The sequence below is a fragment of the Photorhabdus akhurstii genome (assembly GCF_018448925.1).
Classification (GTDB): Bacteria; Pseudomonadota; Gammaproteobacteria; order Enterobacterales; family Enterobacteriaceae; genus Photorhabdus; species Photorhabdus akhurstii.
The window spans coordinates 63,176-87,085 of sequence record NZ_RCWE01000011.1; the positions used below are offsets into that span (position 1 = coordinate 63,176).

Annotated in this window: 21 protein-coding genes, 1 tRNA gene and 2 pseudogenes; 15 read left to right on the top strand and 9 right to left on the bottom strand. The window is 38.0% G+C overall.

From position 1 onward, the window contains the following. Positions 1-561: 561 nt before the first annotated feature. The 3 genes from EAE93_RS13630 (at position 562) to EAE93_RS13640 (ending at position 4,282) form a co-directional block, all read left to right on the top strand. Positions 562-1,089: a GNAT family N-acetyltransferase gene (locus EAE93_RS13630; RefSeq protein WP_214039882.1), complete on the top strand. Its 528-nt coding sequence runs from the start codon at positions 562-564 to the stop codon at positions 1,087-1,089. 273 nt (positions 1,090-1,362) lie between these two features. Then, positions 1,363-2,196 (top strand): gp53-like domain-containing protein, encoded by an 834-nt coding sequence (locus EAE93_RS24610; RefSeq protein ID WP_250151026.1) that lies wholly within the window; start codon positions 1,363-1,365, stop codon positions 2,194-2,196. Between the two features lie 601 nt (positions 2,197-2,797). Beyond that, complete coding sequence (locus EAE93_RS13640; protein WP_214039883.1) at positions 2,798-4,282, top strand: pyocin knob domain-containing protein; 1,485 nt, start codon at positions 2,798-2,800, stop codon at positions 4,280-4,282. A 70-nt stretch (positions 4,283-4,352) separates the two neighbouring features. Here the strand turns inward: EAE93_RS13640 and EAE93_RS25575 are convergent, their stop codons facing one another. Further along, positions 4,353-4,475 carry an IS3 family transposase gene (locus EAE93_RS25575; protein WP_082301058.1) on the bottom strand — a complete coding sequence of 41 codons (123 nt, stop codon included), beginning with the start codon at positions 4,473-4,475 and terminating at the stop codon, positions 4,353-4,355. 405 nt (positions 4,476-4,880) lie between these two features. On the opposite strand from EAE93_RS25575, the gene EAE93_RS13650 reads away from it, so the two are divergent. The 8 genes and pseudogenes from EAE93_RS13650 (at position 4,881) to EAE93_RS13685 (ending at position 12,559) form a co-directional block, all read left to right on the top strand. Then, entirely contained in the window at positions 4,881-6,296 is a 1,416-nt protein-coding gene (locus EAE93_RS13650) for a tail fiber assembly protein (protein WP_214039884.1), read from the top strand. Between the two features lie 189 nt (positions 6,297-6,485). Further along, positions 6,486-7,472, top strand: a complete 987-nt coding sequence (locus tag EAE93_RS13655) for a phage tail protein (RefSeq protein ID WP_214039885.1) — start codon at positions 6,486-6,488, stop codon at positions 7,470-7,472. A gap of 497 nt (positions 7,473-7,969) precedes the next feature. After that, entirely contained in the window at positions 7,970-8,557 is a 588-nt protein-coding gene (locus EAE93_RS13660; protein ID WP_036814462.1) for a gp53-like domain-containing protein, read from the top strand. A gap of 2 nt (positions 8,558-8,559) precedes the next feature. Further along, positions 8,560-8,982 carry a tail fiber assembly protein gene (locus EAE93_RS13665; RefSeq protein WP_110087150.1) on the top strand — a complete coding sequence of 141 codons (423 nt, stop codon included), beginning with the start codon at positions 8,560-8,562 and terminating at the stop codon, positions 8,980-8,982. A gap of 401 nt (positions 8,983-9,383) precedes the next feature. Beyond that, positions 9,384-10,043: a DUF4431 domain-containing protein gene (locus EAE93_RS13670; protein ID WP_110087151.1), complete on the top strand. Its 660-nt coding sequence runs from the start codon at positions 9,384-9,386 to the stop codon at positions 10,041-10,043. A 206-nt stretch (positions 10,044-10,249) separates the two neighbouring features. Further along, positions 10,250-10,546: a type II toxin-antitoxin system HicB family antitoxin gene (locus EAE93_RS13675; protein WP_040149098.1), complete on the top strand. Its 297-nt coding sequence runs from the start codon at positions 10,250-10,252 to the stop codon at positions 10,544-10,546. A 504-nt stretch (positions 10,547-11,050) separates the two neighbouring features. Next, positions 11,051-11,707: pseudogene (locus EAE93_RS13680) on the top strand (tail fiber protein); the annotation flags it as partial. A gap of 228 nt (positions 11,708-11,935) precedes the next feature. Continuing rightward, positions 11,936-12,559, top strand: a complete 624-nt coding sequence (locus EAE93_RS13685; RefSeq protein WP_082301060.1) for a tail fiber assembly protein — start codon at positions 11,936-11,938, stop codon at positions 12,557-12,559. Between the two features lie 39 nt (positions 12,560-12,598). On the opposite strand, the pseudogene EAE93_RS25580 reads toward EAE93_RS13685, so the two are convergent. The 4 genes and pseudogenes from EAE93_RS25580 to EAE93_RS13700 all read right to left on the bottom strand — a co-directional run. Continuing rightward, positions 12,599-12,692: pseudogene (locus tag EAE93_RS25580) on the bottom strand (hypothetical protein); the annotation flags it as partial. Next, positions 12,648-12,724, bottom strand: a tRNA-Pro gene (locus EAE93_RS13690). The gene EAE93_RS13690 and the pseudogene EAE93_RS25580, both read right to left, overlap by 45 nt. Positions 12,725-12,799: 75 nt before the next feature. After that, a complete protein-coding gene (gene yejM / locus EAE93_RS13695) occupies positions 12,800-14,539 on the bottom strand; it encodes an LPS biosynthesis-modulating metalloenzyme YejM (protein WP_040153161.1) in 1,740 nt (579 codons plus the stop codon). Between the two features lie 31 nt (positions 14,540-14,570). Continuing rightward, positions 14,571-14,798 carry a YejL family protein gene (locus EAE93_RS13700; RefSeq protein WP_011147091.1) on the bottom strand — a complete coding sequence of 76 codons (228 nt, stop codon included), beginning with the start codon at positions 14,796-14,798 and terminating at the stop codon, positions 14,571-14,573. 271 nt (positions 14,799-15,069) lie between these two features. On the opposite strand from EAE93_RS13700, the gene yejK reads away from it, so the two are divergent. After that, entirely contained in the window at positions 15,070-16,074 is a 1,005-nt protein-coding gene (gene yejK / locus EAE93_RS13705) for a nucleoid-associated protein YejK (protein ID WP_214039886.1), read from the top strand. Positions 16,075-16,162: 88 nt separating this feature from the next. On the opposite strand, the gene rplY is transcribed toward yejK, so the two are convergent. After that, positions 16,163-16,447: a 50S ribosomal protein L25 gene (gene rplY / locus EAE93_RS13710; RefSeq protein WP_105398219.1), complete on the bottom strand. Its 285-nt coding sequence runs from the start codon at positions 16,445-16,447 to the stop codon at positions 16,163-16,165. A gap of 161 nt (positions 16,448-16,608) precedes the next feature. Further along, the gene (locus EAE93_RS13715; RefSeq protein WP_040153155.1) at positions 16,609-18,366 is read right to left on the bottom strand and encodes a DEAD/DEAH box helicase; all 1,758 of its coding nucleotides are present in this window, start codon (positions 18,364-18,366) and stop codon (positions 16,609-16,611) included. Between the two features lie 315 nt (positions 18,367-18,681). Between EAE93_RS13715 and rsuA the strand changes: the two genes are divergently transcribed. The 3 genes from rsuA (at position 18,682) to EAE93_RS13730 (ending at position 21,964) form a co-directional block, all read left to right on the top strand. Then, positions 18,682-19,383 carry a 16S rRNA pseudouridine(516) synthase RsuA gene (rsuA, locus tag EAE93_RS13720; RefSeq protein ID WP_214039887.1) on the top strand — a complete coding sequence of 234 codons (702 nt, stop codon included), beginning with the start codon at positions 18,682-18,684 and terminating at the stop codon, positions 19,381-19,383. A 43-nt stretch (positions 19,384-19,426) separates the two neighbouring features. After that, on the top strand, positions 19,427-20,611 hold the full coding sequence (locus EAE93_RS13725; RefSeq protein WP_046394933.1) for a Bcr/CflA family multidrug efflux MFS transporter: 1,185 nt from the start codon (positions 19,427-19,429) through the stop codon (positions 20,609-20,611). A 1,008-nt stretch (positions 20,612-21,619) separates the two neighbouring features. Then, positions 21,620-21,964, top strand: coding sequence for a YejG family protein (locus EAE93_RS13730; protein ID WP_036777304.1), 345 nt, complete (start codon positions 21,620-21,622; stop codon positions 21,962-21,964). A gap of 96 nt (positions 21,965-22,060) precedes the next feature. Here the strand turns inward: EAE93_RS13730 and mepS are convergent, their stop codons facing one another. Both mepS and EAE93_RS13740 read right to left on the bottom strand, forming a co-directional pair. Further along, positions 22,061-22,651: a bifunctional murein DD-endopeptidase/murein LD-carboxypeptidase gene (mepS, locus tag EAE93_RS13735; RefSeq protein ID WP_214039888.1), complete on the bottom strand. Its 591-nt coding sequence runs from the start codon at positions 22,649-22,651 to the stop codon at positions 22,061-22,063. A gap of 357 nt (positions 22,652-23,008) precedes the next feature. Next, positions 23,009-23,713: a phosphatase PAP2 family protein gene (locus EAE93_RS13740; RefSeq protein WP_036777299.1), complete on the bottom strand. Its 705-nt coding sequence runs from the start codon at positions 23,711-23,713 to the stop codon at positions 23,009-23,011. Between the last annotated feature and the right edge of the window lie 197 nt (positions 23,714-23,910).

The window sequence follows — 23,910 nt, forward strand, 5'->3', positions numbered from 1 at the left end:
TCTTTCCTTTTCCAAAGGAAAATGCACTGAAGTCCATCAACCATTAGCAGAAAGTTGAAACGAAATCAGGAAATAAAAAAATGGATTAACCGGTTAATTTGACCGGGCTAAGCCCTGAATATAAAAGCCAGCTTGGAAACTGGCCTTTCACGCATCGGTTAAAAAGCAAATTTACAGAAAGCAAGGTGTTGACAAGTAGACAACAACGCTATGAACACTTGATATGAAAGATGTAACAGATTTCATGATGAACTCTCTTTATGGGTAAAGTGTGATTTGTTTCACGAAAATCTAAATTGTGGCTGTGATTTTAATCAGAAAAACTTCAGAGTCAAGCAGTTTTTAAAAATTATTTTAAAGATTAAAATAATTTTGTATCGGTGTTTTAGGTGATGAAGTGAGCGAATCTTGTGGAGGAAGATACTGTGCGCTATAGACAATCTTGTATTTTGGATTTCCTCCAAAGATTAACTTCAAACCAAATATCGATATTTTCTCTATGCTTTTAGCAAAACATCCATGTTAATCTAAATATTCAAGCTAAAGATTAGGAGTTTTTAAGTGAAGAATATAGTGATTCGTCATGTTGAAGAAGGTGATTGTGAACAAGTTCGCCAGTTATACGCTAACCCACAAGTTTACTGTAGTACTTTACAGTTACCATATCCTTCTCTGGAGACGTGGATAAAGCGCATTACAAATCTTTCTGCCGGATGTTTCTCTTTAGTTGCTTGTATTAATGGGAAAATTGTAGGTCAGATTGGTATTGAAGTATGCCAAAACCTGCGGCGTCGCCATGTTGCTACTTTTGGTATGGGAGTACATGTTGATTATCAGGGACAGGGTATTGGTAGCGAATTAATGAAGGTTATGATCGACATGTGTGATAATTGGTTAAATATCGAACGCATAGAGTTGGAAGTATATACAGATAATGATGCTGCTATCGCATTATATAAAAAATTTGGATTTGAGATTGAGGGAATGGCTAAACATTATGCTTTTCGTAATGGTCGATATGCTGACATCTATTACATGAGTAGGATTTCAGATATTAATGGGAAATTCCAATCTACATTAGAGAGTTAGTTTACCTTAGACATAATTTGATCTAATGGAAGTAAATTGGTTTGTCAAAATGAATAGAGAACAGAAAATAAAAAACAGAGAAGAGTATTTTTTAGATATTGAGTTATTTATTACTGCCAATCATACAAAAATAGTTAATGTTTTAATTGAGAATAAAATCCTATTATTGTTTTTTTGATCTAGAATTTGATTGATGTGAATTTTGATAGATTATATTTATAATGATTTAATATGTTAATTATAAAATAACGTTATTTAACTCAAGGAGGACATATGAGTCCCAAGAATGATTTTAAAGCTTTTTCTACTAATAGTAATGCTAATGTTATAAGTCAGCAAGGATATGAAGGGAGTACGGAATTACAAACTGGGTTTCCACCCTATTCTATGACGCCTCACATATTAAATAAGGTATTACGCCAATCGTCAACCATATCATCTGTTGTGGCTAATTTCATTGCGACACAATCTGGCGGTGATGTTCTAGATGATGGAAATGTAGCTAAACTTACCGAGCAATTAAATAAGGCATTAAAACAAAAGATCACAACAGAAATTCCCAGTGCTTCATTAACCCAATCAGGCGTTGTTCAGCTTACTGATGTCATTGGCAATAGTGATATATTGGCAGTGACACAAAAGCTTGCTCAGGAAATAGTAAATTCATTACGTGGAGATATTAATACTAGAGTACCTAATAGCCGCAAGGTGAATGGGAAAGTGCTGTCGAATGATATTAACCTAAGTGCGGGGGATGTGGGGAGTTATGCCAAATCTGAATCTGACGCTCGATATGGTAATAAAAATACAGCCTTAAAATCTGCGAATGGCTGGTGGAGATGTGGTGATACAGGAATAATTTATCAGTGGGGTGTTGTAACAGGGAGCGATAATTATTTGATTAACTTTCCTATTGGTTTTCCTAAAGCATGTACAACTGTGGTTGCGACAACTGATGGCGGAAGAAAACCTTCGCCTCCTATAGAGTATCGTTGTTTTGTTGAAGTTGGTGATATTACAGCAGTATCTTTTACAGCAACAACTGTTGGCGCGCTAAACACTGATTTCCGGCCACGAGCAGTCCATTGGATGGCTATTGGATATTAAAAGTATATTATTCCTCTGAAATGTAAATACTATACCCTATGGATTTCAAGATGCATCGCGGCGGCAAGGGAGCGAATCCCCGGGAGCATAGAGAACTATGTGACCGGGGTGAGTGAGCGCAGCCAACAAAGAGCAACTTGAAAGATGACGGGTATATACAGGGAATAAAAATGGTTTATTAGAGTGAGTGAATATTTTCACTACTAGCAACAGTACTTCACTCATTTCTGATGTTAATTGCTTTAAGTCACTAAAGTAGAAATAAAGTCATATGGTATTGACATATTATTAATAAAGTGCCGTCTAAATAGTCAGCGCTGTTAGAATATTAAAAAATTCAGTCTGTAATTTGAAATATAAAAATAAGTAATGACAAAGTGAAATATTTTAGATGTTGAATATGAGTGGATTGAATATATTTCTAGTTGAAATTTGTTGGTTTTTTCTTGCTGTCAATTATATAAAAATAATTATTCTCCTAAGTTAGAAGAACATTTTATTATTATTTTTATGAATTAAACTATGGCTGCCGTAAATTTTTGGGGGTTGCTTTAATAATAATTCAATATATAGGTAATGATATTTAATCTAAGGGGTATATATGAGTGCTAAGAATGATTTTAAGGCTTTTTCTATTAGTAATGATGCTAATATAGTGAGTCAAGATAAATATGAAGAAGATCAAAGTTTGCAGGCTGGATTTCCACCGGATAATATTACTAGTAATCTGTTAAACAAAGTATTACGTCAATCGTCAACCATAGCATCTGTGGTGGCTAACTTTATTGCGACACAATCTGGTAGTGATATTCTGGATGATGGCGATGTAGTTAAACTTGCTGAGCAATTAAATAAGGCATTAAAACAAAAAATCACAACAGAAGTTCCTAATGCCTCATTAACACAAAAAGGTGTTGTTCAGCTTACTAATGTGTTGGGCGATAGTGACACATTGGCTATTACACAAAAGCTTGCTCAGGAAATAGTAAATTCATTACGTGAAAGTATTAATACCAAGGTACCCAATACTCGAAAAATTAACGGGAAAGTACTGTCTGAGGATATCACTATTACTTCTCAGGATATTTTGGGCGGGCAGGCTATTAGTTTAGGTGATAAGGCGGATTTGAATAGCTACAAAACACCGGGAGTTTATCATCAAGAGTATGATGCTCATGCCAAAAATGGCCTTAATTACCCTGAATTTCTCGCCGGTGCTCTTGTTGTATTGAAATCGGCTGGGACGGTTCAACGTTATTTTGTCTATAATAGTAGTCGAGTATATACACGTAGCCAGTTTCATGATAATCCGTGGACGCCTTGGACTAGAGAATATAATACGCTGAATAAACCTACGGCTGATGAGATTGGCGCATATACAAAAATAGAATCTGATTCTCGATATATTGCGGGAATTCGCAGGGTGAATGGAAAATCTTTAGCTACGGATGTCACTATTACTTCTCAGGATATTTTGAATGGGCAGGCAATTAGTTTAGGTGATAATGTAAATTTGGATCACTGTAAAACACCAGGTATTTATTATCAGGATTATAATGCTCATGCTAAAAATGGCGTCAATTACCCAGAACCGCTTTCTGGTTCACTTATTGTGTTGAAAGCGGCTGGAATCATTCAACGCTATTTTGTCTATAACAGCAGCCGGGTATATACACGTAGCCAATTTCATGATAATCCGTGGACTTCTTGGGCGCAGGAATATAATACATTGAATAAACCTGCTGACAGGGTTATTAGCGGGTATACAAAAGCAGAAGTAGATAACTTGGTTAATGCTAAAGGAAATAAAAGTACAGCTTTGAAATCAGTGAATGGTTGGTGGAAATGTGGAGATACAGGAGTGATTTATCAGTGGGGAATTGTAAACTGGACAGCATACGATACACCGGTTAATTTTCCTATCCAGTTCCCTAATGCTTGTGTAAATGTTTCATTGACATTGGGTGATAAGTCTGATTTATCATCATCACATAATGTTGTTGCCAGACAATTGTCTGTGACAGGGTTTAGTTATTGGGCATATGAGACTGAGAACTCTGCGTTTTGGTTTGCAGTAGGATATTGATATTAACCTATAATGCAAAAATAAATGTTTTTTACTTTTGCATTGCCTCTCAAAACTTAAACAGTTTAAATTAATTGGCTATTAAAGTCTGAGCTCTGTAGTTAACGGGAGTCAGACTTTTTAATTTTTCTTTAATCTGATAGTTATTATCATCGTCAATGTATTCTTTCCGTTCTGCTGTTAGATTCTCAATATATTAAAAATCTCTCTAGGTAAAATAATGCTGACTTTAAGTGATCAGATATTTTAATCAGGATTTTAGATTTTAATCATAAAATTAGTTTGTTTTTGAAATAATTTAATATGTAAAATGTAGAGTTAAAATCAGAGCTTTTTATATAATGTGCTGAAAAATTCAGTTTATAACTTAAAACAAGAAAGTTAGATAGAAAAATGTAGAATAAAGATGAGAATAAATTTGTGAAATTTAATTTTCGTTTTTTAAATTGTATAAAAATAGTTAATATTCTGATTTATAAGAATGTTTTGTTATTGTTTTTATGAACTAGACTATTGCTGGCGTAAATTAAGAGAGGTTGTTTTTGCAATAATTAAAGGTGTTTATTGTAAATAATATTATTCAATTTGAGGATTGTATATGAGTGCCAAAAATGATTTTAAGGCTTTTTCTGTTAGTGATAATGCTAATGTAGTGAGTCAAGCAAAGTATGAAGAAAACCAGAGCTTGCAGACTGGATTTTCAGCAGATAATATTCCTGTTAATCTGTTAAATAAGGTATTACGCCAATCGTCAACAATATCATCTGTGATAGCTAATTTTATCGCGACACAATCCGGAAATGATATTTTGGATGATGGTAATATAACTAAACTTACCGATCAGCTAAATAGGTCCTTAGAACAAAAAATTGCAACAGAAGTTCCAAATGCCTCATTAACACGAAAAGGTATTGTTCAGCTTACCGATGTAGTGGGTAATAGTGATACATTGGCGGTTACGCAAAAATTAGTTCAGGAAATAATAAATTCATTGCGTGAAAATATTAATACCAGAATACCAAACACCCGAAAAATTAACGGGAAAGTATTAACTGAGGATATTAATATTACTTCTCAGGATATCCTTGCTGGGCAGGCACATAGTTTAGGCGACAATGCGAATTTAGATAATTACAAAACACCGGGGATTTATTATCAAGAGTATAATGCTCATGCCAAAAATGGTAATAATTACCCTGAGCAGTTCGCGGGATCGCTGGTTGTATTGAAAGCGGCCGGGGTTATTCAACGTTATTTTGTCTATAACAGCAGTCGGGTATATACACGTAGTCAGTTTCATGAAAGCCCGTGGACGCCTTGGACGAGAGAATATAATACATTGAATAGACCTACTGCCGGAGAGGTTGGAGCATATGCAAAATCAGAGTCTGATTCTCGATATATTACAGGGCTACGTAAAATTAATGGAAAAGCTTTAGCTGCGGATATCAATATTACTTCTCAAGACATCTTCTCTGGGCAGTCGATTAATTTAGGTGATAACGCAGATTTAAATATTTATAAAACACCGGGGATTTATTATCAAGAATATAATGCTCATGCCAAAAATGGTGCGAATTACCCTGAGCCGTTCGCGGGGTCGCTTATTGTGTTGAAAGCGGCTGGGGTTATTCAACGTTATTTTGTTTATAACAGCAGTCGGGTATATACGCGGAGCCAATTCCACGATAGTCCGTGGACACCTTGGGCGCAAGAATATAATTCGTTGAATAAACCTTCTGACAAGGCGGTTGGGGAGAATACGGCAGTAGAATCTGATAATACTTATGTTGCTACTAAAGAAGAATTAATACAGCAAGCAGAACATGAGAAGTCTCAGTTATTGACTAAAATTAATAATCTTGTCGCTCCACTACAAGACTCTGTTGATTTAGGCATTGCCACCGAAGCAGAAAAAGCAGTTCTATTGGAATGGAAGAAATATAGGGTAGTGTTGAGCAAAGTTGATATTTCATTGGCCCCTGATGTTGAGTGGCCGGAGCAGCCGAAATAATGGTCTGAATAAATAGGTCATTCATACAATGGTTTTGTTGATGTTGAGGGTACGATACTGAAAGATTCAGTTTGGAATTTGGAATGGAAAAATTGTAATAGGAAATTGGAATCTAATAGGCGTGAATTTAGGTAAATCGTCTACGTAATGAATTAATATACTAATTGTAAAATAATATAATGGGGAGATATGAGTATGAAAAATGATTTTAAAGCTTTTGCTATTGGTAGTGGCGCTAATGTGGTTAGTCAACAACTCTATGAAACAGATCCGAATTTGCCGCGTGGGTTTCCAGACCGGCAGTATATTGATAATCACATGTTAAATAAGATATTTCGCCAAACATCAGCAATAACATCGGTTGTAGCTGATTTTATTGCGACACAATCTGGTGAGGATGTTTTAGATGATGGTAATGTAACTAAACTCACCGCACAGTTAAATAAAGCTTTAGAACAGAAAGCGATAACAGGAATTCCTAATGCTTCATTAACACAGAAAGGTATTGTGCAACTTACCGATGTGATTGGTGATAGTGATACATTGGCAGTGACGCAAAAGCTGGTTAAGGTAATAGTTAATTCATTACTTGAAAATATTAATGGCAGAGTACCTAATAATCGGAGAATCAACGGGAAGGAGTTGACTGAGGATATTACACTTTCCGCGATTGATGTTGGCGCTAAACGACCGGGTGATATCTATTTATCTGCACATCCAGCATCAGATTTAGCTAAAGGAGAATATATTGCGAATGGTGCTGTTTACCCAATTGATTCTGCTATTGGTAGAGCATTAAATAATTTATCTGATGCATATAAGGCGGCATGGGGAATTAAACTGAATGGTGATAAAATCAATCTTCCTAATCTGTTTGTTAATGGACGAGGGGTATTCGTGCGTGCTGGGTTGACACCTGGTGTGATACAAGGAGATGCAATTAGAAATATTATAGGTGATGTAGGATTGCAGAGTTGGGGGCTTTTTGCTCGTGCCAGCGGAGCATTTTCTGGTGTAAATTTGAACTCTGAAGGAAGTGTTGCGAAAAAGAACACTCCTGATTCAGCTTCAATATTCGCATATGCCACTTTTGATGCATCGAAGGTAGTACCAACGGCAGACGAAAATCGTCCATTAAATATCAGTATGATACCAGTAATTTATTTGGGCGTATGAGGTTATAGGCTGGCACTTATTTCTTGGATTGTCTGATGCAGTAATCTTTTGGTGAGTATCTTAAGAATATAGCTAGAATTTAAATATGGATTTTGGCTATATATGAATAATATGGAAAGTTATAAGGAAAAATCTCTGTTAACGGGCCTGAATAAATGGAGTTTTTATTCAGGCCATTTTTTGTTGCTATAATTAAAATATTGTAAAATTATATTTTTTATTTAAAGATAAAATAATTGCAGGAAAAAATAAAGATATGAAAAATAATAATTTAGAATGTTGAATATAATGATTTTAGGGATGTTTTTGATTGCAATATATCGGATTATTTATTGTTGGCAATTATATAAAAATAGTTACTCCTTTTAGTTATAAAAATATTTCATTATTGTTTTTCTAAACTAGACTATTATCGATATGAATTGTGAGAAATCATCTTTAGTGATAGTTCAATATGTTTATTATGAAATAATGTCATTTAATTTAAGGATATGTATATGAGTGCCAAAAATGATTTTAAAGCTTTTGCTATTAGTAATAATGCTAATGTGTTGAGTCAACAAGGCTATGAAGTATATCCGGAGTTGTTAATTGGGTTTCCAGACAATCAGTATATTCCTAATCACGTATTAAATAAGATATTGCGTCAAACATCAACTATATCATCTGCTATAGCTGATTTTATTGCGACAGAATCTGGCACTGATGTTTTGGATGATGGCAATGTACCCAAAATCACCTCACGCTTCAAAAGCGTATTAGAACAAAAAATTGCAAAGTGTTGTAATCTTAATGTGAATACGGCTAACAAGGTTGTGAATGGTTGGTGGAAATGTGGTGATACTGGAATAATTATTCAGTGGGGCCAGGCAAACGGCTCTATGAATATAAATGATTATAGAAATTTCCCGATTCCATTCCCTAATGCTTGTTTCCAGATCGTTGCAACATATTCTGAGTTTGAAAATGCTGGCGCTGGAGTTGCTGCTTTACCTATTTCTGCAAGTCAATTTATTATAACATGCAGAAATGGTGCATCCCAGTTAGCAGGTAATTTTGTAAGATATTTGGCGATAGGATATTAATCATGTATTTTTATAGTGCAAAAACAAATTCATTCTATCCTATAGAATTGGAGCAGAATTATATTGCTTCTGGTTCATTGCCCGATGATATTATTGAGGTTAGTATTGATATTTATCAAGAATATGCCGCGAATAATGCACCAGAAGGAAAGTATCGTATAGCAAGTCAGAATGGTTTACCAGAATGGGCAGATATTCCTCCACCAACGAAGGAAGAATTGCAGCAATATGTTGAAAGCAAAAAGCAACAATTTATTTTGGAAGCTAGCCAGAAAATAGCACCATTACAAGATGCTGTTGATTTAGAGATTGCGACTAAAGAAGAGGACGCGGCTTTATTGGTATGGAAGAAATATAGAGTAATGCTGAACAGGATTGATATTTCACAGGCTCCTGATATTGAATGGCCGGAACAACCAAAATAACGAAAGTAGCTTGAATAAACAGGCCATTCTTATAATGGTTTTGTTAACATTGGTTAACAAATCTAACCTGAGATCAGCATACACTGGATGTTTTAAATCAAGCTGCTATTAAAGTCTGAGTTCTGTATTTAACAGAGCTCAGATTTTTTAATCTCAATATCAAATTAGCGATGCTTGAAGAACTTATCCAATTCCGTATGAGGGAATAAATAGATGTGCCCAGATTATTCACAGTCGTGTAGCATCGGGCAGATTTTTTCCAGATGAATTTGAGGAAATCAAGAGTTGAAAATACAATTAGCCTCCAGAGGAAAGAATTGTAAGTTAGAAAAAATTTAGGTTGTGATTTTATCTTTAATGTATTTAAAATAATGCTGAAAAATCACCAATAGGAGTAGTGTATGAGAACACTAATAGGTTTTTTGGCATTAATACTGTGTGGTGTGTCATTCCTATCATTCGGTGCGAGCTTTGATTGCGCAAAAGCCACCAGTAAGGCTGAAAAGTTAATTTGCTCGACCCCAGCATTATCCCAAGCTGATGACAACCTATATATTAATTACCTTCAGGCCAAACTGGCCACTAACAACGATGCGGACTTTAAAGCTTTGGTAAAACAGAATTGGGAACTTCGCGAAAAATGCGTGGCAGTTGAATGTCTTCAAGACTGGTATCACCGGTCATCGGAAATGTACAGAAAGATTGCCGCAGATAAAGCAACAGAGAACTGTTATAAAGAAAGGCAAAAAATTACTCTTGATGGCACATTATTAAGGATCACCTATCCCGGTCCACCAAATTACGAAAGTGTGGAAAACGGGGATAGCCCTGAAACTTATTGGGTGTTGCAACCGGATAAGGCGATAAAATGCGCTACAGGGGCCCCAGAATGGGGGGATCGTAGTCTAATGCAACTGGTGGTTGAGGATGAGTTTTATACCGTGTATCGAAGCCTTATTGGGCACCGCGTGAAAGTAACCGGAACCATTATGTACGCGGTTACTGGACATCACCATACACCGATAATGCTCGAAACCCAACGAATTGAAGCTGCTAAATAATTTGGAAGTAATTAACGCAGGTATTTTGCTGAGCAATACCTAAGATCTAAGGAATGGATCTTAGTCGATTTGGATGAAAAGAATTGGATTGGTTATTAAGATAAACTTCAACAAGGTTTGCTTGGTCAATACTAAACGTATTGCACTCATCTCTATACGGTCTGTATAGATCTAGCTACCCTGATGCATAGAAGAGGAGAAGAAAAATGAGATTACGTTGCATGGCTTATCGTCAAGATGGGGTGTATGTAGCTGCCTGTTTGGATCTTTCTTTGGCCGCTCAGGGTGACAATATAGATGAAGCAGTAAATAAACTCGAAGTCCAGATTGAAGATTATCTCAATGAGGTGAAATCAGAACCTCGGTACGCCAAACAAATGTTAAACCGAAAAGTGCCACTATCTATGTGGTTTAAATATTGGCGAATTGCCTTTCGAATTTTTATGAACAGAAAAGACTGTGGCATGGCTAAAGTTTTTAATGAGCGGTGCGAACCCGCTTGATGTAGGGCAGCGCTATATTTTTTAAGAAATTAACGCCATTGAAATACGCCGAAGTCATTAAAGGACTTACTGCATGCAAGGGCGTGATTAGTGCTGAACAAGTGCAGGCTGAAAACTCATCAGATTATGAGAATAACGAGTGTGTCTCTTATGAAGACGGAGTGTCATACGATATTCTTGAACACGGTAGATTAGGTATTAGGGTAAAGATTCAGTGTGAAGCGTTCGTTAAACAGAGAGAGTTGCAGGGAAAGATATAAGGAATAAAAGAAAAATAGTTTCCAGATATTGAATATAGATTTTTGGATATATTTTGAATATCAAAATGTTGAGCTATGTATTGCTGCCAATTATAAAAAATAGTTAACCTTATAAATTAATAAAAAAGCTGCATTATTTTTTTTCTGAACTAGACTTTTATTAGCGTGAGTTGTAGGGGGATTGTTTTTACAATAATTCAATATGTTGATTATTAAATAATATTATTTAATTTAAGGAAGGTTTATGAATCATAAGAATGATTTTAAAGCTTTTTCTATTAGTGATAATGCAAATATAGTCAGTCAAGAAAAATATGAGGCAAATCAGAGTTTGCAGACTGGGTTTTCACCAGATAATGTTCCCACACACTTGTTAAATAAGGTATTACGTCAAGCGTCAACGGTATCATCTGCCGTGGCTGATTTTATCGCGGCACGATCTGACAATGATGTTCTGGATGATGGAAACATAGTCAAACTCACCGCTCAATTAAATAAAGCATTAGAACAAAAAATTACAACAGATATTCCTGGCGCCTCATTAACACAAAAAGGTGTTGTTCAGCTTACAAATGTAATTGGCAATAGCGATACATTAGCGGTTACACAAAAGCTTGTTCAGGAAGTAATAAATTCATTACGCGAGTATACCCGCGAAGAGATAGATAATCGGATTAAAACAGCTAATGAAATTCCTGTCGGTTCTCCTATTCCGTGGCCGTTGCCCTATCCACCTATCGGCTATCTCACTTGTAATGGTGCATTCTTTAATAAATTACAGTATCCGAAGTTGGCGGAAGTTTATCCTGACGGTAGATTACCCGATTTAAGGGGAGAATTTATCCGGGGCTGGGATGATGGAAGAGGGGTAGATCCATCTCGTTCATTATTATCATGGCAAGAAGGGTCTTATTTGGTACAGGAAATTTATGAGCCTGGTGATAATATTCTTACCTTCTCACTCAATGATCGTGGAAAATTGAAGTGGGATGTTCCCGAAAGTAGCAATATTTCGACAAGAATTAAATGGATTGAAAAGACTCATCTCGGGGAAGCGAGTAAGGATTATATAGGAGTGTCAAGACCTCGTAATATTGCATTTAACTACGTCGTCAAGGCGGGAATAATAGTGACACAAGAATCTATCTTAGATTCAGAAATTGCCATATTAGGTGAAGACGGATTAGCGACTCAAGCCGGCTGGATAAAGGTTTATCATGTTAATCCTTATTCGAGAGAATTTGCTGGAACTAATTTTGAATATGTCGCAAAAGGTGTGGGTTTATCAGCGCGTTCTTACCCTGATGCGCCAGAGCTTCCTGATTCTGATAATATGGCTATTTGTCGCAGTGAAGACGGTAAGCGTTGGGAAATTGTCCCTGACCACCGAGGGAAAATCGTTTACAACAAACAAACCCATGCACAGCAAGAAGTTACTGAACTGGGTGAGCTGCCAGAAATTCTGACATTCAAGAAACCTGATACCGATTACGATCGATGGGATGGTAAAGAGTGGGTGGTTGATAAAGACCTTCTCAGATCCCATCAGATTACGGAAGCAAAGCAACAGCAAGCAGAACTGTTACAACAGGCAAATGAAACACTCTCATTGTTGCAAGACTCGGTTGATTTAGAAATTGCTACCGAAGCAGAAAAAGCCGCTTTGCAGGAGTGGAAAAGATACAGAGTATTACTCGCTCGTGTAGATATTTTACAAACGCCTGATATTGAGTGGCCGGAGATGCCCAAATGAATGAAGTTGGGTAAGAGGAGTTTTACACCAACTAAGCCACAGCCATAAAAAAAACCAACCCTAACAGGTTGGTTTTTCTAGGGAAATTTGGTCGGCATGAGAGGATTTGAACCTCCGACCCCCGACACCCCATGACGGTGCGCTACCAAGCTGCGCTACATGCCGATAATTCCTATTATAGTACTGATTTTTTATCTAAAAGCAAGTGCTGAATTTTGTGACCGATTGATTTTTAAGCATTTAATTAGCTATAAAATGTTTAACCTCGGTTAATATCTGTAACAGTTGCGCCAGATTAGGTTTAGCATCTTTTATTTCGTTGCCTTCCAGGTCATATAGGTAATAGTCACCATTTTTATCCAGGAACAAGGTGTTTTCGCTGGTTGTAATGATTAGGGAACCATCATCACCGGTAATCACCCACGGATTGTCACGCTGTGCTGCAAATAGATCTTGGCCTTGAGAATAATCAGCAGGAGTATTGCTGACATGCAACAAACGCTGCATTAATGTTGTCATGATATCCTGATGACTTGTCAGTTTATTAATTGTCTGTGATGGTGTTCCAGGCCAATGAATCAGCAGTGGAACATGCATCTGAGCACGATTAAATTTGCCATTGTTTATCCATCTAGGTGGATGTGTAGCGGCGATTTCACTGTGTTCAGCGGTAATAACAATGACAGTATTGTTCAGTGCATTTTTATTTTTTAGTGTCTCTAGTACAGCATTAATTTGAACATCAAGCGCAGCAGCATTACCTACTGCATTCACTTTATCCAAGCCATTTAGCCTCAAGAAGGAGAACCACGGAGCATTATTATTGGGTAAATTTAGCCATTGCTGCCATTGTTCCACCGTGAGTTGGTTACTTTGGTTGACCTCAGTAGGCAATGAATAGTCGGAAAGTAATGCATGACGATAAAGCGGAGTATTAAACCCTACAGAAGAGAATAGGCCAAATTGATATCCCCGATGAGTCAGGGCATTAATCAGGGCTGATGATTTACGTCCAGCCAATATTCCATCCAGATAACCTGAAGAAATGCCATAAAACAACCCGAATAGGGCAGTATCATTTTGAATCCCAGTACTGAAATGTTGATTGAACTGAATGTTGGTTTCTCTGAAATGAGAGAGCACAGGCATATTCTCTGTAATATCTCTGTTATCCAGTTTATCGACTACCAGTATTAACAGGTTGTATCCGCTTCCTTGATTCTGATAAGTCAGGTCATTAAGTGGATATTCCACTGTCAGCGCGGCAGGATCACCCTGTTGCATAAGACGGCGCTGATATTCTTGTTGATCGAGCAAACCATGTTTTTCAAGAAATTTACGCGCTGTCATTGGATAGGAGAGCGGCAGGTTAGAACGTTGCATGGTAATCGGACGATAAAAATTAGCATCAGCCCAGATATATATCAAATGGGAAGCTAAAAAAGCCGAAATAAGGACGGCAGCCAGCGGTTTACCAAACCGTTGCCGATTCAGGCTGCGTAGTTTCTGCCAACTCCAGGTGCCAAATAACATCTGTATCAGAAAAATGACTGGAATACAGATGAACAGTAGCTGCCATTCTCGCGCAAGTTCCCCTTGATCAGGATTGATTACTAAATCCCATACTAAAGGTGTGAGGTGAAGATGGAAACGGTTGTATATGGCAATGTCGAATATTAACAGTGTCAGCCCGGCCGTGGCGAAAATGGCTGAAAGAAACCTTAGCAGGCGCTGTGACATGACAATAAATGTCAGTGGAAACAGGATCAGCAAATAAGCGGCAAAAACAATAAAACTAAAGTGCCCAAGCCAACTCGCCAGAGCATAGACTCGGCCGAACAGTGAGCTCGGCCAGTCAGAAACAAACAGGTAACGACTACCTAATCCAAGACTGAACAGAATATTAAATAGGGCAAACCAATGCCCCCAGCTAATCATTTGGGAAACTTTTTCACGATAACGCTGACGGCTAGTTACCATATTTTGTTTACATTGTCGTCTTAGTTAAAAATTAATGGGCTTTATCTTCGTTTACCGAAGATTTAAGCGCGTGTGCAAACGAGTCAGCAATATGTCTGCGCTGTGCAGGAGATATACTCGTATTGATTAAGTTTGTTACCATATTGCCCAGTACCATTAGAGAAAGGTCTGTTGGCGTACGGTTTCTTTCCAGAACACTAACGAGTTCTGTTAATAAGCGTTCAACGTGTTCGTCACTGTAACGAGATGACTGTGGCATAGATTTAAACTTCCTGAACTAACAAAGCGTATTATCTTACCGTATAGATGCGTGATTTTCCGCTCTTTTGTGGCAAATTAATTCACGGATAAGATTATGTTGCAGTAATAACCTATTTTTAGCAATTTTTTGATATCTGCCAGTAAATTATAGTTGATGGCAGATGACGAAACGTTGTTTTCTTTCGGGGTTTTTTATTGCAGTCGTTTGTTATCGGTGTTTGAATGCGTGTTTAAAACGCATGACATCAGCCGCGAAAGGAGTAGAAAGAATGAGTCTGCAAATAGACCAGATTGCCTTGCATCAATTAATCAAGCGTGATGAACAGACATTAGATGTCGTGTTGCGTGATTCTTTACTCGCCACCGATCAAGTGGTGGAAGATATGATGGCTGAATTACACCGGGTATATAGCGCAAAAAGTAAAGCTTACGGCTTATTTAATGCAGAGAGTGAATTGGCAGAAGCGCTCAGGCATCAGCGTAAAGGTGATGAAGATTTTCTTGGGTTTAGTCGTGCGGCAACAGCACGTCTGAGGGATGAACTGGCGAAATATCCGTTTGCCGAGGGAGGAACGGTCCTGTTTTGTCAGTATCGCTATCTGGCGGTAGAGTATTTATTGATTGCTGTACTTAATAGCTGTAACAGTATGTCTGTTAACGATAATCTGGATTTAAATACTACGCATTATCTGGATATTCCTCACGCAGATATTGTTGCTCGTATAGATTTGACGGAGTGGGAAACTAATCCTGAATCAAGCCGTTATTTAACATTCCTGAAAGGCCGGGTAGGGCGTAAAGTTTCAGATTTTTTTATGGATTTTCTTGCCGCCAGTGAAGGTATGAATGCTAAGGTTCAGAATAAAGGTCTGTTACAAGCAGTTGATGATTATTGTGAATCTGGTGAGCTTAATAAGAATGAGCGTCAAGCCTATCGCCAGCAAGTATACAGTTATTGTAATGAACAATTGCAGGCGGGAGAGGAAATAGAAATTAAGGAGTTGTCGCAGGCATTACCTACATTTGGAGAACAGAATTTCCAGCAGTTTTCTCAGGAGAAGGGATATGAATTGGAAGAGAGTTTTCCGGCAGATCGCAGTACGTTGCGTCAGCTAACTAAATTTGCCGGCAGTGGTGGCGGGTTAACAATCAATTTTGATGCGATGTTATTTGGTGAAAGAATTTTCTGGGACCCGGCAACGGATACTTTAACCATTAAAGGTACGCCACCAAATTTACGTGACCAGTTACAGCGCCGTAGTGGTGGTCATTAAGAGTGGTGGTCATTGAGGCCAAAAAATAAATAACGCCGCATTTGCGGCGTTATTTACTCGGCGTCCCGAAAAGCTCGGCTGTGGCTAATTAAGCACGCAGGAAGTCAATGTGTGCCAGTTTTGGTTTAAACGGATGGCGCTGTACAGCCTGCACTTTAACTTTAGTCTCTTTACCGTCGATAACCAGGGTCAGAACTTCGCTATAAAATTCAGCTTTGTGTTCCATATTGATAACTTGATCGTGATCCAGTTCAATAGAAATTGGCTCTTGGTTGCCACCGTATACGATAGCTGGAAACTTGTTAGCTCTACGCAGGCGGCGGCTCGCACCTTTGCCCTGCTCTTTACGTACTTCTGCATTAATAGTAAACATTATTTTTTCTCTATTAAGAAGAAAATAAATCCTGCTACAGGCGACCCAGCAGCAGGTTCGAGATTTGGCTTAACATTTAACATAGTAGCATCGTGTCAAGCGGGCGGCATTCTAGCGAAAAATGGCGGTTACAGCAAATAGAATAGGTCAATCGGAACCTATTAATATAATTCGTCTGCCCGTCGAAAACGCCCTTGGTAATCAAAGATTTTTTCACGAATCTGCCAGAATCGACCTTTTTTACGAGCGACAACAAAATCTGGATGACGCAATAGAGGTTGCTGGTGAACGATATCTGAGGCTGTTTTCCAGTTAAAAGGTATAGCCGGAGCACGCTGATGTTGACGAAGAAATTGGTACTCAAAGAGCCGTCGTTGGGCAGGGGTTGTCAACCGAAAACGTTCTGAAACGTCAGCGCCATCTTCATCGTAATAGATGATTTTCAGCCATTCTCCTTTACTGTCAATTTCAGGAATGAGCTGCATACCACCACAACGCAGTACCAGTGCGTCTTTGAGTTTCAATGCGGCTTTCAGCATATCGTCGGGATCGACCAGCACCTCTTGGCAACTGTGGCAATGCCGTGCGGCGATATCATTTTCTGCACCGCAATGAGGGCAAAGCTTAAAACGAAAACGGAACTCACATTGGCGGCGTTTGCCGCATTGATCCTTTTCCCAACCCTGACAGCGGCGGCCGAAGTGTTCAATAATTTCACCGTCGGAGGTGCATTTTCCCCAAAATATATTGGCGAAGTTACAGATAGGGCAGAATACTTGAACCGGTTGGCTCTGTTTATCCGGTTTATTGCCGCCAACTTCTGGTGTGTAGAGATCGTGAGGATTTCCTGCATAATCGAGAATCAGGCAATCTTTTTTGCCGGGAAATAATCGTAAACCACGACCGATAATTTGCTGATATAGACTGACGGATTCAGTAGGACGCAGAATGGCTATCAGATCAACATGGGGAGCATCAAATCCAGTTGTTAATACGGCGACGTTAACCATATAGCGCAATTGCTGAGTTTTAAAGGCTTCGATGAACAGATCGCGATCAGCGGTTGATGTATCGGCGCTGACTAATGCGGCTTGGCCAGAAGGGAGTAATTGAAAAATTTCTTTGGCATGTTCGACAGTTGCCGCAAAAAGCATAACGCCTTTGCGATCAGCGGAATATTCAATGACTTGTTTTATAATATGAGGTGTGATGCGTTTTTGTCGTTTGATTTCGTGATTTAAATCAGTTTCATTGAAAATACCTTGCTGACTGGAGCGAACTTGGCTGAAATCATATTGCATAACCGGCATATCTAGCCGCTTTGGGGGGACCAGGAAACCGTGTTTAATCATATAACGCAGGGGCAATTCATATATGCAATCGTGGAAAAAACAGTTTTCATCACCACGGATCATTCCGTGATAGTGATATTGATATATCCAGCCGATAGCTAGTCTGTAAGGTGTTGCTGTTAAGCCAAGAATACGTAGTTGAGGGTTATTTTGCCGAAGGTGAAGAATAATTTGTTGATACTGGCTGTTTTCATCATCGCTAATGCGGTGACATTCATCAATTATCAGCAACGAGAATTGATTATCAAAATGCTCAAGATTACGGGCGACAGATTGAACACTACCAAACACCACTTTTCCTGCGCTTTGTTTTTGCTGCAATCCGGCGGAAAAAATATCTGCGGGTAAACCGTATGCGCAATATTTGCTGTAGTTCTGTGCAACTAATTCTTTTACATGAGCTAATACTAATACTTTCCCACGAGCTAATTTTGCCAGTTCAGCAATAACCAGGCTTTTACCTGCTCCCGTTGGTAATACAATGATCGCAGGCTCATGATGGCGCCGGAAGTGATTAACAGTGGCATCCACGGCTTCTTGCTGATAGGGACGTAAAGTAAAAGTCATGATCGTTCCGTAACAGAAAAATATTCGTAAAAGAGTAACATTTTTCTTATTAATTTGCTGTGGGTGGAAGTCAAGGTAAGATAATTATCTGATTGAGAGAAACTATAACTGGTTATAACAAATAGATAATTGTTGTTTATAGTAAACATAGTTATGATTAGCTTTCAAATCTTTTGGGTTAATTTCACATCTTCTTTTTTGGTGGCACTGTTTGGTGGCATTGTTTGGTGACATTGTGTTGTAGTGCCGAGGTAGTGCCAAAATAGTAGTGGATTACGTTCATGTTTAAATTAATTAATACAGGTGTCTTCATCCATGCGATTGGATAAATTTTTGTCACAACAGCTTGGTATCAGTCGGAATGACGTAGGACGCGAGCTGCGTGCGGGGCGTATCACTGTTGATGATGAGATTATAAAAACCGGAGCTTATAAATTAACTCTAGAGCAACAGGTCATGTTTGATGGTTCGTTATTGGAACAGCAGCAAGGGCCTCGTTATTTTATGCTAAATAAACCACAAGGGTATGTCTGTTCCACTGATGATCCGATAAATCCGACCGTTCTCTATTTTATTGATGAATCGGCAGCGCATAAATTACATACGGCTGGTAGGTTGGATATGGATACCACCGGTCTGGTTTTGCTAACCGATGATGGTCAATGGTCTCATCGCATTACTTCCCCAAAACATCATTGTAAAAAAACATATCTAGTTACACTTGAATGCCCGGTTGCAGCAGAGACGGCAGATAAATTTCTTGCAGGTGTTCAACTTAATGGTGAAAAGACACTGACAAAACCCGCCCAACTGGAAATTCTGGAACCTCAAGTTGTCCGTCTGACAATTAGTGAAGGGCGTTATCATCAGGTAAAACGTATGTTTGCCGCGGTAGGGAATCGGGTAACAGAGCTTCATCGTGAGCGAATCGGCGAAATCATCTTAGATCCTGAATTGGAGCCAGGAGAGTATCGGCCATTGACTAAGCAAGAAATTGCCAGTGTCAATGTTCCTTAGTGCTAGTTTTAGTTAATTATTTTAAATTATTGGAGCAATATACGTGCAACAACAACGATCATCCTATTTAGGACTGATTTTAATTCTTGGTCTGCTTTCTATGTTAATGCCTCTTGCCATTGATATGTATTTACCGAGTTTACCGACTGTTGCCGAAGATTTCGGTGTAGATAGCGGGCAGGTTCAGATGACGCTGAGCAGTTATATTCTTGGTTTTGCTATCGGTCAGATGATATATGGTCCAATGGCTGACAGTTTGGGGCGTAAGCCGGTTATTCTGGGTGGGGTTGCTGTATTTGCTCTAGCTTCGGCTGCATGTGCAATGGTTCAGAATATCGATGATTTTATTTATATGCGCTTTTTGCATGGTTTCTCCGCAGCCGCCGCAGGGGTTGTCATTAATGCGCTAATGCGAGATTTGTTCACCAAAGATGAATTCTCGCGCAGCATGTCTTTTGTAATATTGGTAATGACTGTTGCTCCATTAATTGCTCCAATTCTTGGTGGCATGATAATGATTTGGTTCACATGGCATGCTATTTTCTGGAGTATTGCGGTAACTGCTGTTATTACCGTATTCCTCGTTGCTTTCTTTATCAGAGAGACTTTGCCAAGAGAGAAAAGACAAAAATTTCATCTTCGTACAACTGTAAATCAGTTTATTATGTTATTTCGCCAGCGCCGTGTATTTTGCTATATTCTTGCCAGCAGTTTTTCATTTGCGGGAATGTTTTCTTTTCTCAGTGCAGGGCCGTTTGTTTATATTGAGTTAAATGGTGTTTCTCCTCAGCACTTTGGTTATTACTTTGCGCTTAATATTGCATTTATGTTTGTAATGACGACAATAAATAGTCGCTATGTCCGACGTTTTGGTGCGTTGAAGATGATGTATTTTGGTTTGAGTGTGCAGTTTGTGATGGGGATCTGGTTGTTACTGTCTACCACACTCGATTTTGGCTTTATTGCTTTGGTCATCGGTGTTGCAGCTTATATATGTGGTATTTCTATGATTACATCTAATGTCATGGCGGTGGTTTTAGATGATTACCCACATATGGCCGGAACGGTGTCTTCATTTGCGGGTACAATTCGTTATGGTATTAGTGCCTTGGTTGGTGCATTACTTGCCATGTTACCAGCACAAAATGCCTGGCCAATGGTTGGCTCTATGGTTTTATCTGTTATTTTAGCTGTGCTGTTTATTATGTATACAAAAAAGAGTCGGTAAATAAAAACAGAAGGCTGTTTTCATGTGCAGCCTTTTCTTTAAAAAGAAAATTATTGTAAGCGAAAAATATTTTTGATGATATTTTACGGTTATAATTTAATGAGAGATTATTGAGGAACCATTTTATTCTAAAATGTATATCTTCTTTCATTGATATATTCTTGATTGATAGTGGTAAGATTTAATATGATTTATTAAATCATATTCTTATGGTGTTTTTTTTATTTTAATATTTACCATTAAATAATGAGGCTGTAATGAGTTTGTGGTATCAGTAGCATTTTCTGTATCACTGGAATTATCATTAAAAACGATAATTTTATTAAAGAGAGTATTTTTCCTGAATATTTCGGGGAATTGAAAATTGGTTGTGCTTAATAGCTATAAATAGTGGTACTGATCTATTTATAGCGAGGTGAAACTATTGTTGTTTCATTGTTGTTTCATTGTTGTTTTATTATTGCTGTTGTGTTTTGTTGATTTTTGTATTCCCGTTGGGCTAACAGGCTAACTTTTGACTGTAAGGAAATTCCGAAATGTTCTGCTATGAGAATAAGTTGTTGTTGATGTATTGATAGTAATTATAAGTCTTTGTTGTATTTTTGTTAAATTAACAAATATTAAATGGCGTTATTATTAGGTTGTCTTTAATTATACCTTATAAAACACATTGTTATCTATTTGTTTTTACAGTTCTTATTTGATTTTTATGTTAAAGTGTTGAGTTGAAAAAATAAAATATGTAAACAATCATTAAACATAAAGTTGGGTTTTTGCATAAAAATTAGTTGAGTTTTCTTTAAAAAAAGTATAAATATATGAGAAATGAGAGATTGATCTCACTTTTTCTAAGGTGAAATTTGGAATTAATGTAATACTATAAACACAAATTTAACTTTTCGTTTACCTTTTTTGGGGGTTAGTTATTCGGTTTTGGCGAGTAGAACACCTGAAGATAGCCGCTAACTTTAACTTTTGTATCTATGTTCTTTCAGGTAGGAATGATTCGTGAATAATATTCAGCTTTCGGTAGTACATCGGCTGCCGCAAAGTTACAGGTGGTCACCCGGTTTTGTGGGTATCAAAGTTGAGCCACTTCCGGTTGATGAAGTGAATGCAGAGAGCAGCCTGATGGGGTTGAAGTTACTCAGCCACGAGGACGGGGCTGCGTGGAATGTTATGCAAAAATTGCAGCAATCACTTGCTGATATGCAAATCGGAAGCACTGTGATTGAGTTGGAAGGTCAACCGTGCTTATTTATTAATAGTGAAGATGAAAGTGCGGTTATGTGTCGTTTGAAGACACTTGGCGCTGCCATTGCTGAAAAGATAACTGCGCTTTATCCATTCTGATATAAACGCGAAAAGCGCTTCCTTTGATGGAGGCGCTTTTTTGTGGGCAAGGGAAAAATTTTTAGCCGTTAGGTACTTTTTAGCCGTTAGGTACAATCAGCCGTTAGGTACCATGCTATTGCTGATGACTCGGCGACTGCCGTAATAACGTTTGCTCCAGTATGTGCTGCTTAACCTGGAAACGACGACACCATTGCTGGTAGAAGCATGGACGAATTGGTCATTGCCAACATAGATGCCAATATGCCTGGTTCGTGCACCTGTCTTAAATAAGACTAAATCGCCAGGGCGCAATTTTGAGCGGTCGATTTTTTTGCCAATATTTTGTTGTTCAAATGTTGAACGTGGCAGTTCCATACCAAACTGATCACGGAAAGTACGTTGAACAAAGCCAGAACAATCTATACCGCGTTTAGTATCGCCACCGAGTCGATACGCAACGCCCTTCCAGCCATTGTATTGGCTAAGAATTTTAGATTTTATATCCAGATTACGAACAAGCGCTTCGAATTCATCCTGAGACGCTTGAAGTAAGAAGCCGTTCTTACCGTTTACTGCATGCGTATCAGTTTGTGTGTTACGAAACCTTGATGAATCTGGCGAGCTGCACGCGGATAAAGTGATCGCTACGAACAGCGCGGGTATCAGCCGCGTAATGTATCTCAGAGCCGGTTGAGACTTGACCATTATTTTTGTTTTCCCTTGCTATCCTTACCTTAGTTGGTCGCTATTATTGAAAAATATCAAACGCTTCGAAGCCTGGTGTTAGAAAAAACAATGAGTAAACAACGCGCTTGGTGAAAAAACGCGCCTGATGCCACGTTTTATAACGATATTTACAATAAATGTCATTCAGACCGAGAGTACAGAAACAATCAGGAAAAGGCGAGTATTTAATGACATAATTTACAAAAAATTAGATTTCTAAGTAGGAGAGATCAGGAGTGTTGCTAATTTATGTTATTTATGTGGGTTTTATGAGCTATTGGGAAGGTTAAATATCTTCCCAATATTATTCGGTAAAAAGAGTTTAAGGGAAAGATCTTAAATTGTGCGACCAATTTGTGGCAGATTCTTATCCAGCCAGTTAATCATGATGTCACTTAATGGTGTTAATAGTAGCCAACTTGTTCCGATTAGCACCAGTGATAAAGAGCCGACGGCAATATCAGTAAACCAATGCGCTCCTGCCATGATACGAGGTAATGCAAAGATTACCATGATCAATAATGCGATACAGAATGCTCTACCTGAGATATAGCGAAGGATAAAGCAGCTAAAAATCAGGAGCATTAATCCGTGATCGCCTGGAAAGCTATCGCCTGATGCATCTTTTGTTGCCAGATTGGTCATTTCGCTAATACGATTGATATGATCAAAGGTTAATGTTGGACTTGGGCGGATAACCGGGAGTAGATGACCGATTTGGTTAAGTATAACTGCGCTTATTATCATGACCAGACCAATCATGAATAATCTGCGTTTGCCATCGTAATTCTGTTTACGAAAAGCGTTGTAATATAGTAATCCCATACATAAAAGCGAAATGGCATCGAAAGCCCTGATATTCACAAATGCTACAAATTCTGTGAATACTGAACCTGGGATTAATTTCTCATTAAAGAAGTGGAAGATTGCAGAGTCGATTTTGAACCAAAAACCGTGCTGTTCTGGTAAATACCAAGAGAGAAACAGAGTAATCCCCAACAGGTTCAATATAAATATGGTAAATGAGTGACTGCGTGTCATGGGAGACCTATTTGTTAAAAATAAAATAAGTGGTAACTAAACTTACAATTATGTTGGTTAATATAACAAATATTGAGTAATAATGTCACAATTCTTAATCATAAGTTAATTTGTTGTTTTTTTATCTACCTTGTGCTTTTTCCTTCATTTTTTATTTACTTTGGTAACTATATCTGTTCAATTCTGCGGGTTTTTAT

Excerpts from the sequence above, each read along its gene's own strand:
- EAE93_RS24610 (WP_250151026.1), top strand. The coding sequence starts at position 1,363 with ATGAGTCCCAAGAATGATTTTAAAGCTTTTTCTACTAATAGTAATGCT.
- EAE93_RS13640 (WP_214039883.1), top strand. The coding sequence starts at position 2,798 with ATGAGTGCTAAGAATGATTTTAAGGCTTTTTCTATTAGTAATGATGCT.
- EAE93_RS13650 (WP_214039884.1), top strand. The coding sequence starts at position 4,881 with ATGAGTGCCAAAAATGATTTTAAGGCTTTTTCTGTTAGTGATAATGCT.
- EAE93_RS13655 (WP_214039885.1), top strand. The coding sequence starts at position 6,486 with ATGAGTATGAAAAATGATTTTAAAGCTTTTGCTATTGGTAGTGGCGCT.
- EAE93_RS13660 (WP_036814462.1), top strand. The coding sequence starts at position 7,970 with ATGAGTGCCAAAAATGATTTTAAAGCTTTTGCTATTAGTAATAATGCT.
- EAE93_RS13665 (WP_110087150.1), top strand. The coding sequence starts at position 8,560 with ATGTATTTTTATAGTGCAAAAACAAATTCATTCTATCCTATAGAATTG.
- EAE93_RS13670 (WP_110087151.1), top strand. The coding sequence starts at position 9,384 with ATGAGAACACTAATAGGTTTTTTGGCATTAATACTGTGTGGTGTGTCA.
- EAE93_RS13675 (WP_040149098.1), top strand. The coding sequence starts at position 10,250 with ATGAGATTACGTTGCATGGCTTATCGTCAAGATGGGGTGTATGTAGCT.
- yejM (WP_040153161.1), bottom strand. The coding sequence starts at position 14,539 with ATGGTAACTAGCCGTCAGCGTTATCGTGAAAAAGTTTCCCAAATGATT.
- EAE93_RS13700 (WP_011147091.1), bottom strand. The coding sequence starts at position 14,798 with ATGCCACAGTCATCTCGTTACAGTGACGAACACGTTGAACGCTTATTA.
- yejK (WP_214039886.1), top strand. The coding sequence starts at position 15,070 with ATGAGTCTGCAAATAGACCAGATTGCCTTGCATCAATTAATCAAGCGT.
- rplY (WP_105398219.1), bottom strand. The coding sequence starts at position 16,447 with ATGTTTACTATTAATGCAGAAGTACGTAAAGAGCAGGGCAAAGGTGCG.
- EAE93_RS13715 (WP_040153155.1), bottom strand. The coding sequence starts at position 18,366 with ATGACTTTTACTTTACGTCCCTATCAGCAAGAAGCCGTGGATGCCACT.
- rsuA (WP_214039887.1), top strand. The coding sequence starts at position 18,682 with ATGCGATTGGATAAATTTTTGTCACAACAGCTTGGTATCAGTCGGAAT.
- mepS (WP_214039888.1), bottom strand. The coding sequence starts at position 22,651 with ATGGTCAAGTCTCAACCGGCTCTGAGATACATTACGCGGCTGATACCC.
- EAE93_RS13740 (WP_036777299.1), bottom strand. The coding sequence starts at position 23,713 with ATGACACGCAGTCACTCATTTACCATATTTATATTGAACCTGTTGGGG.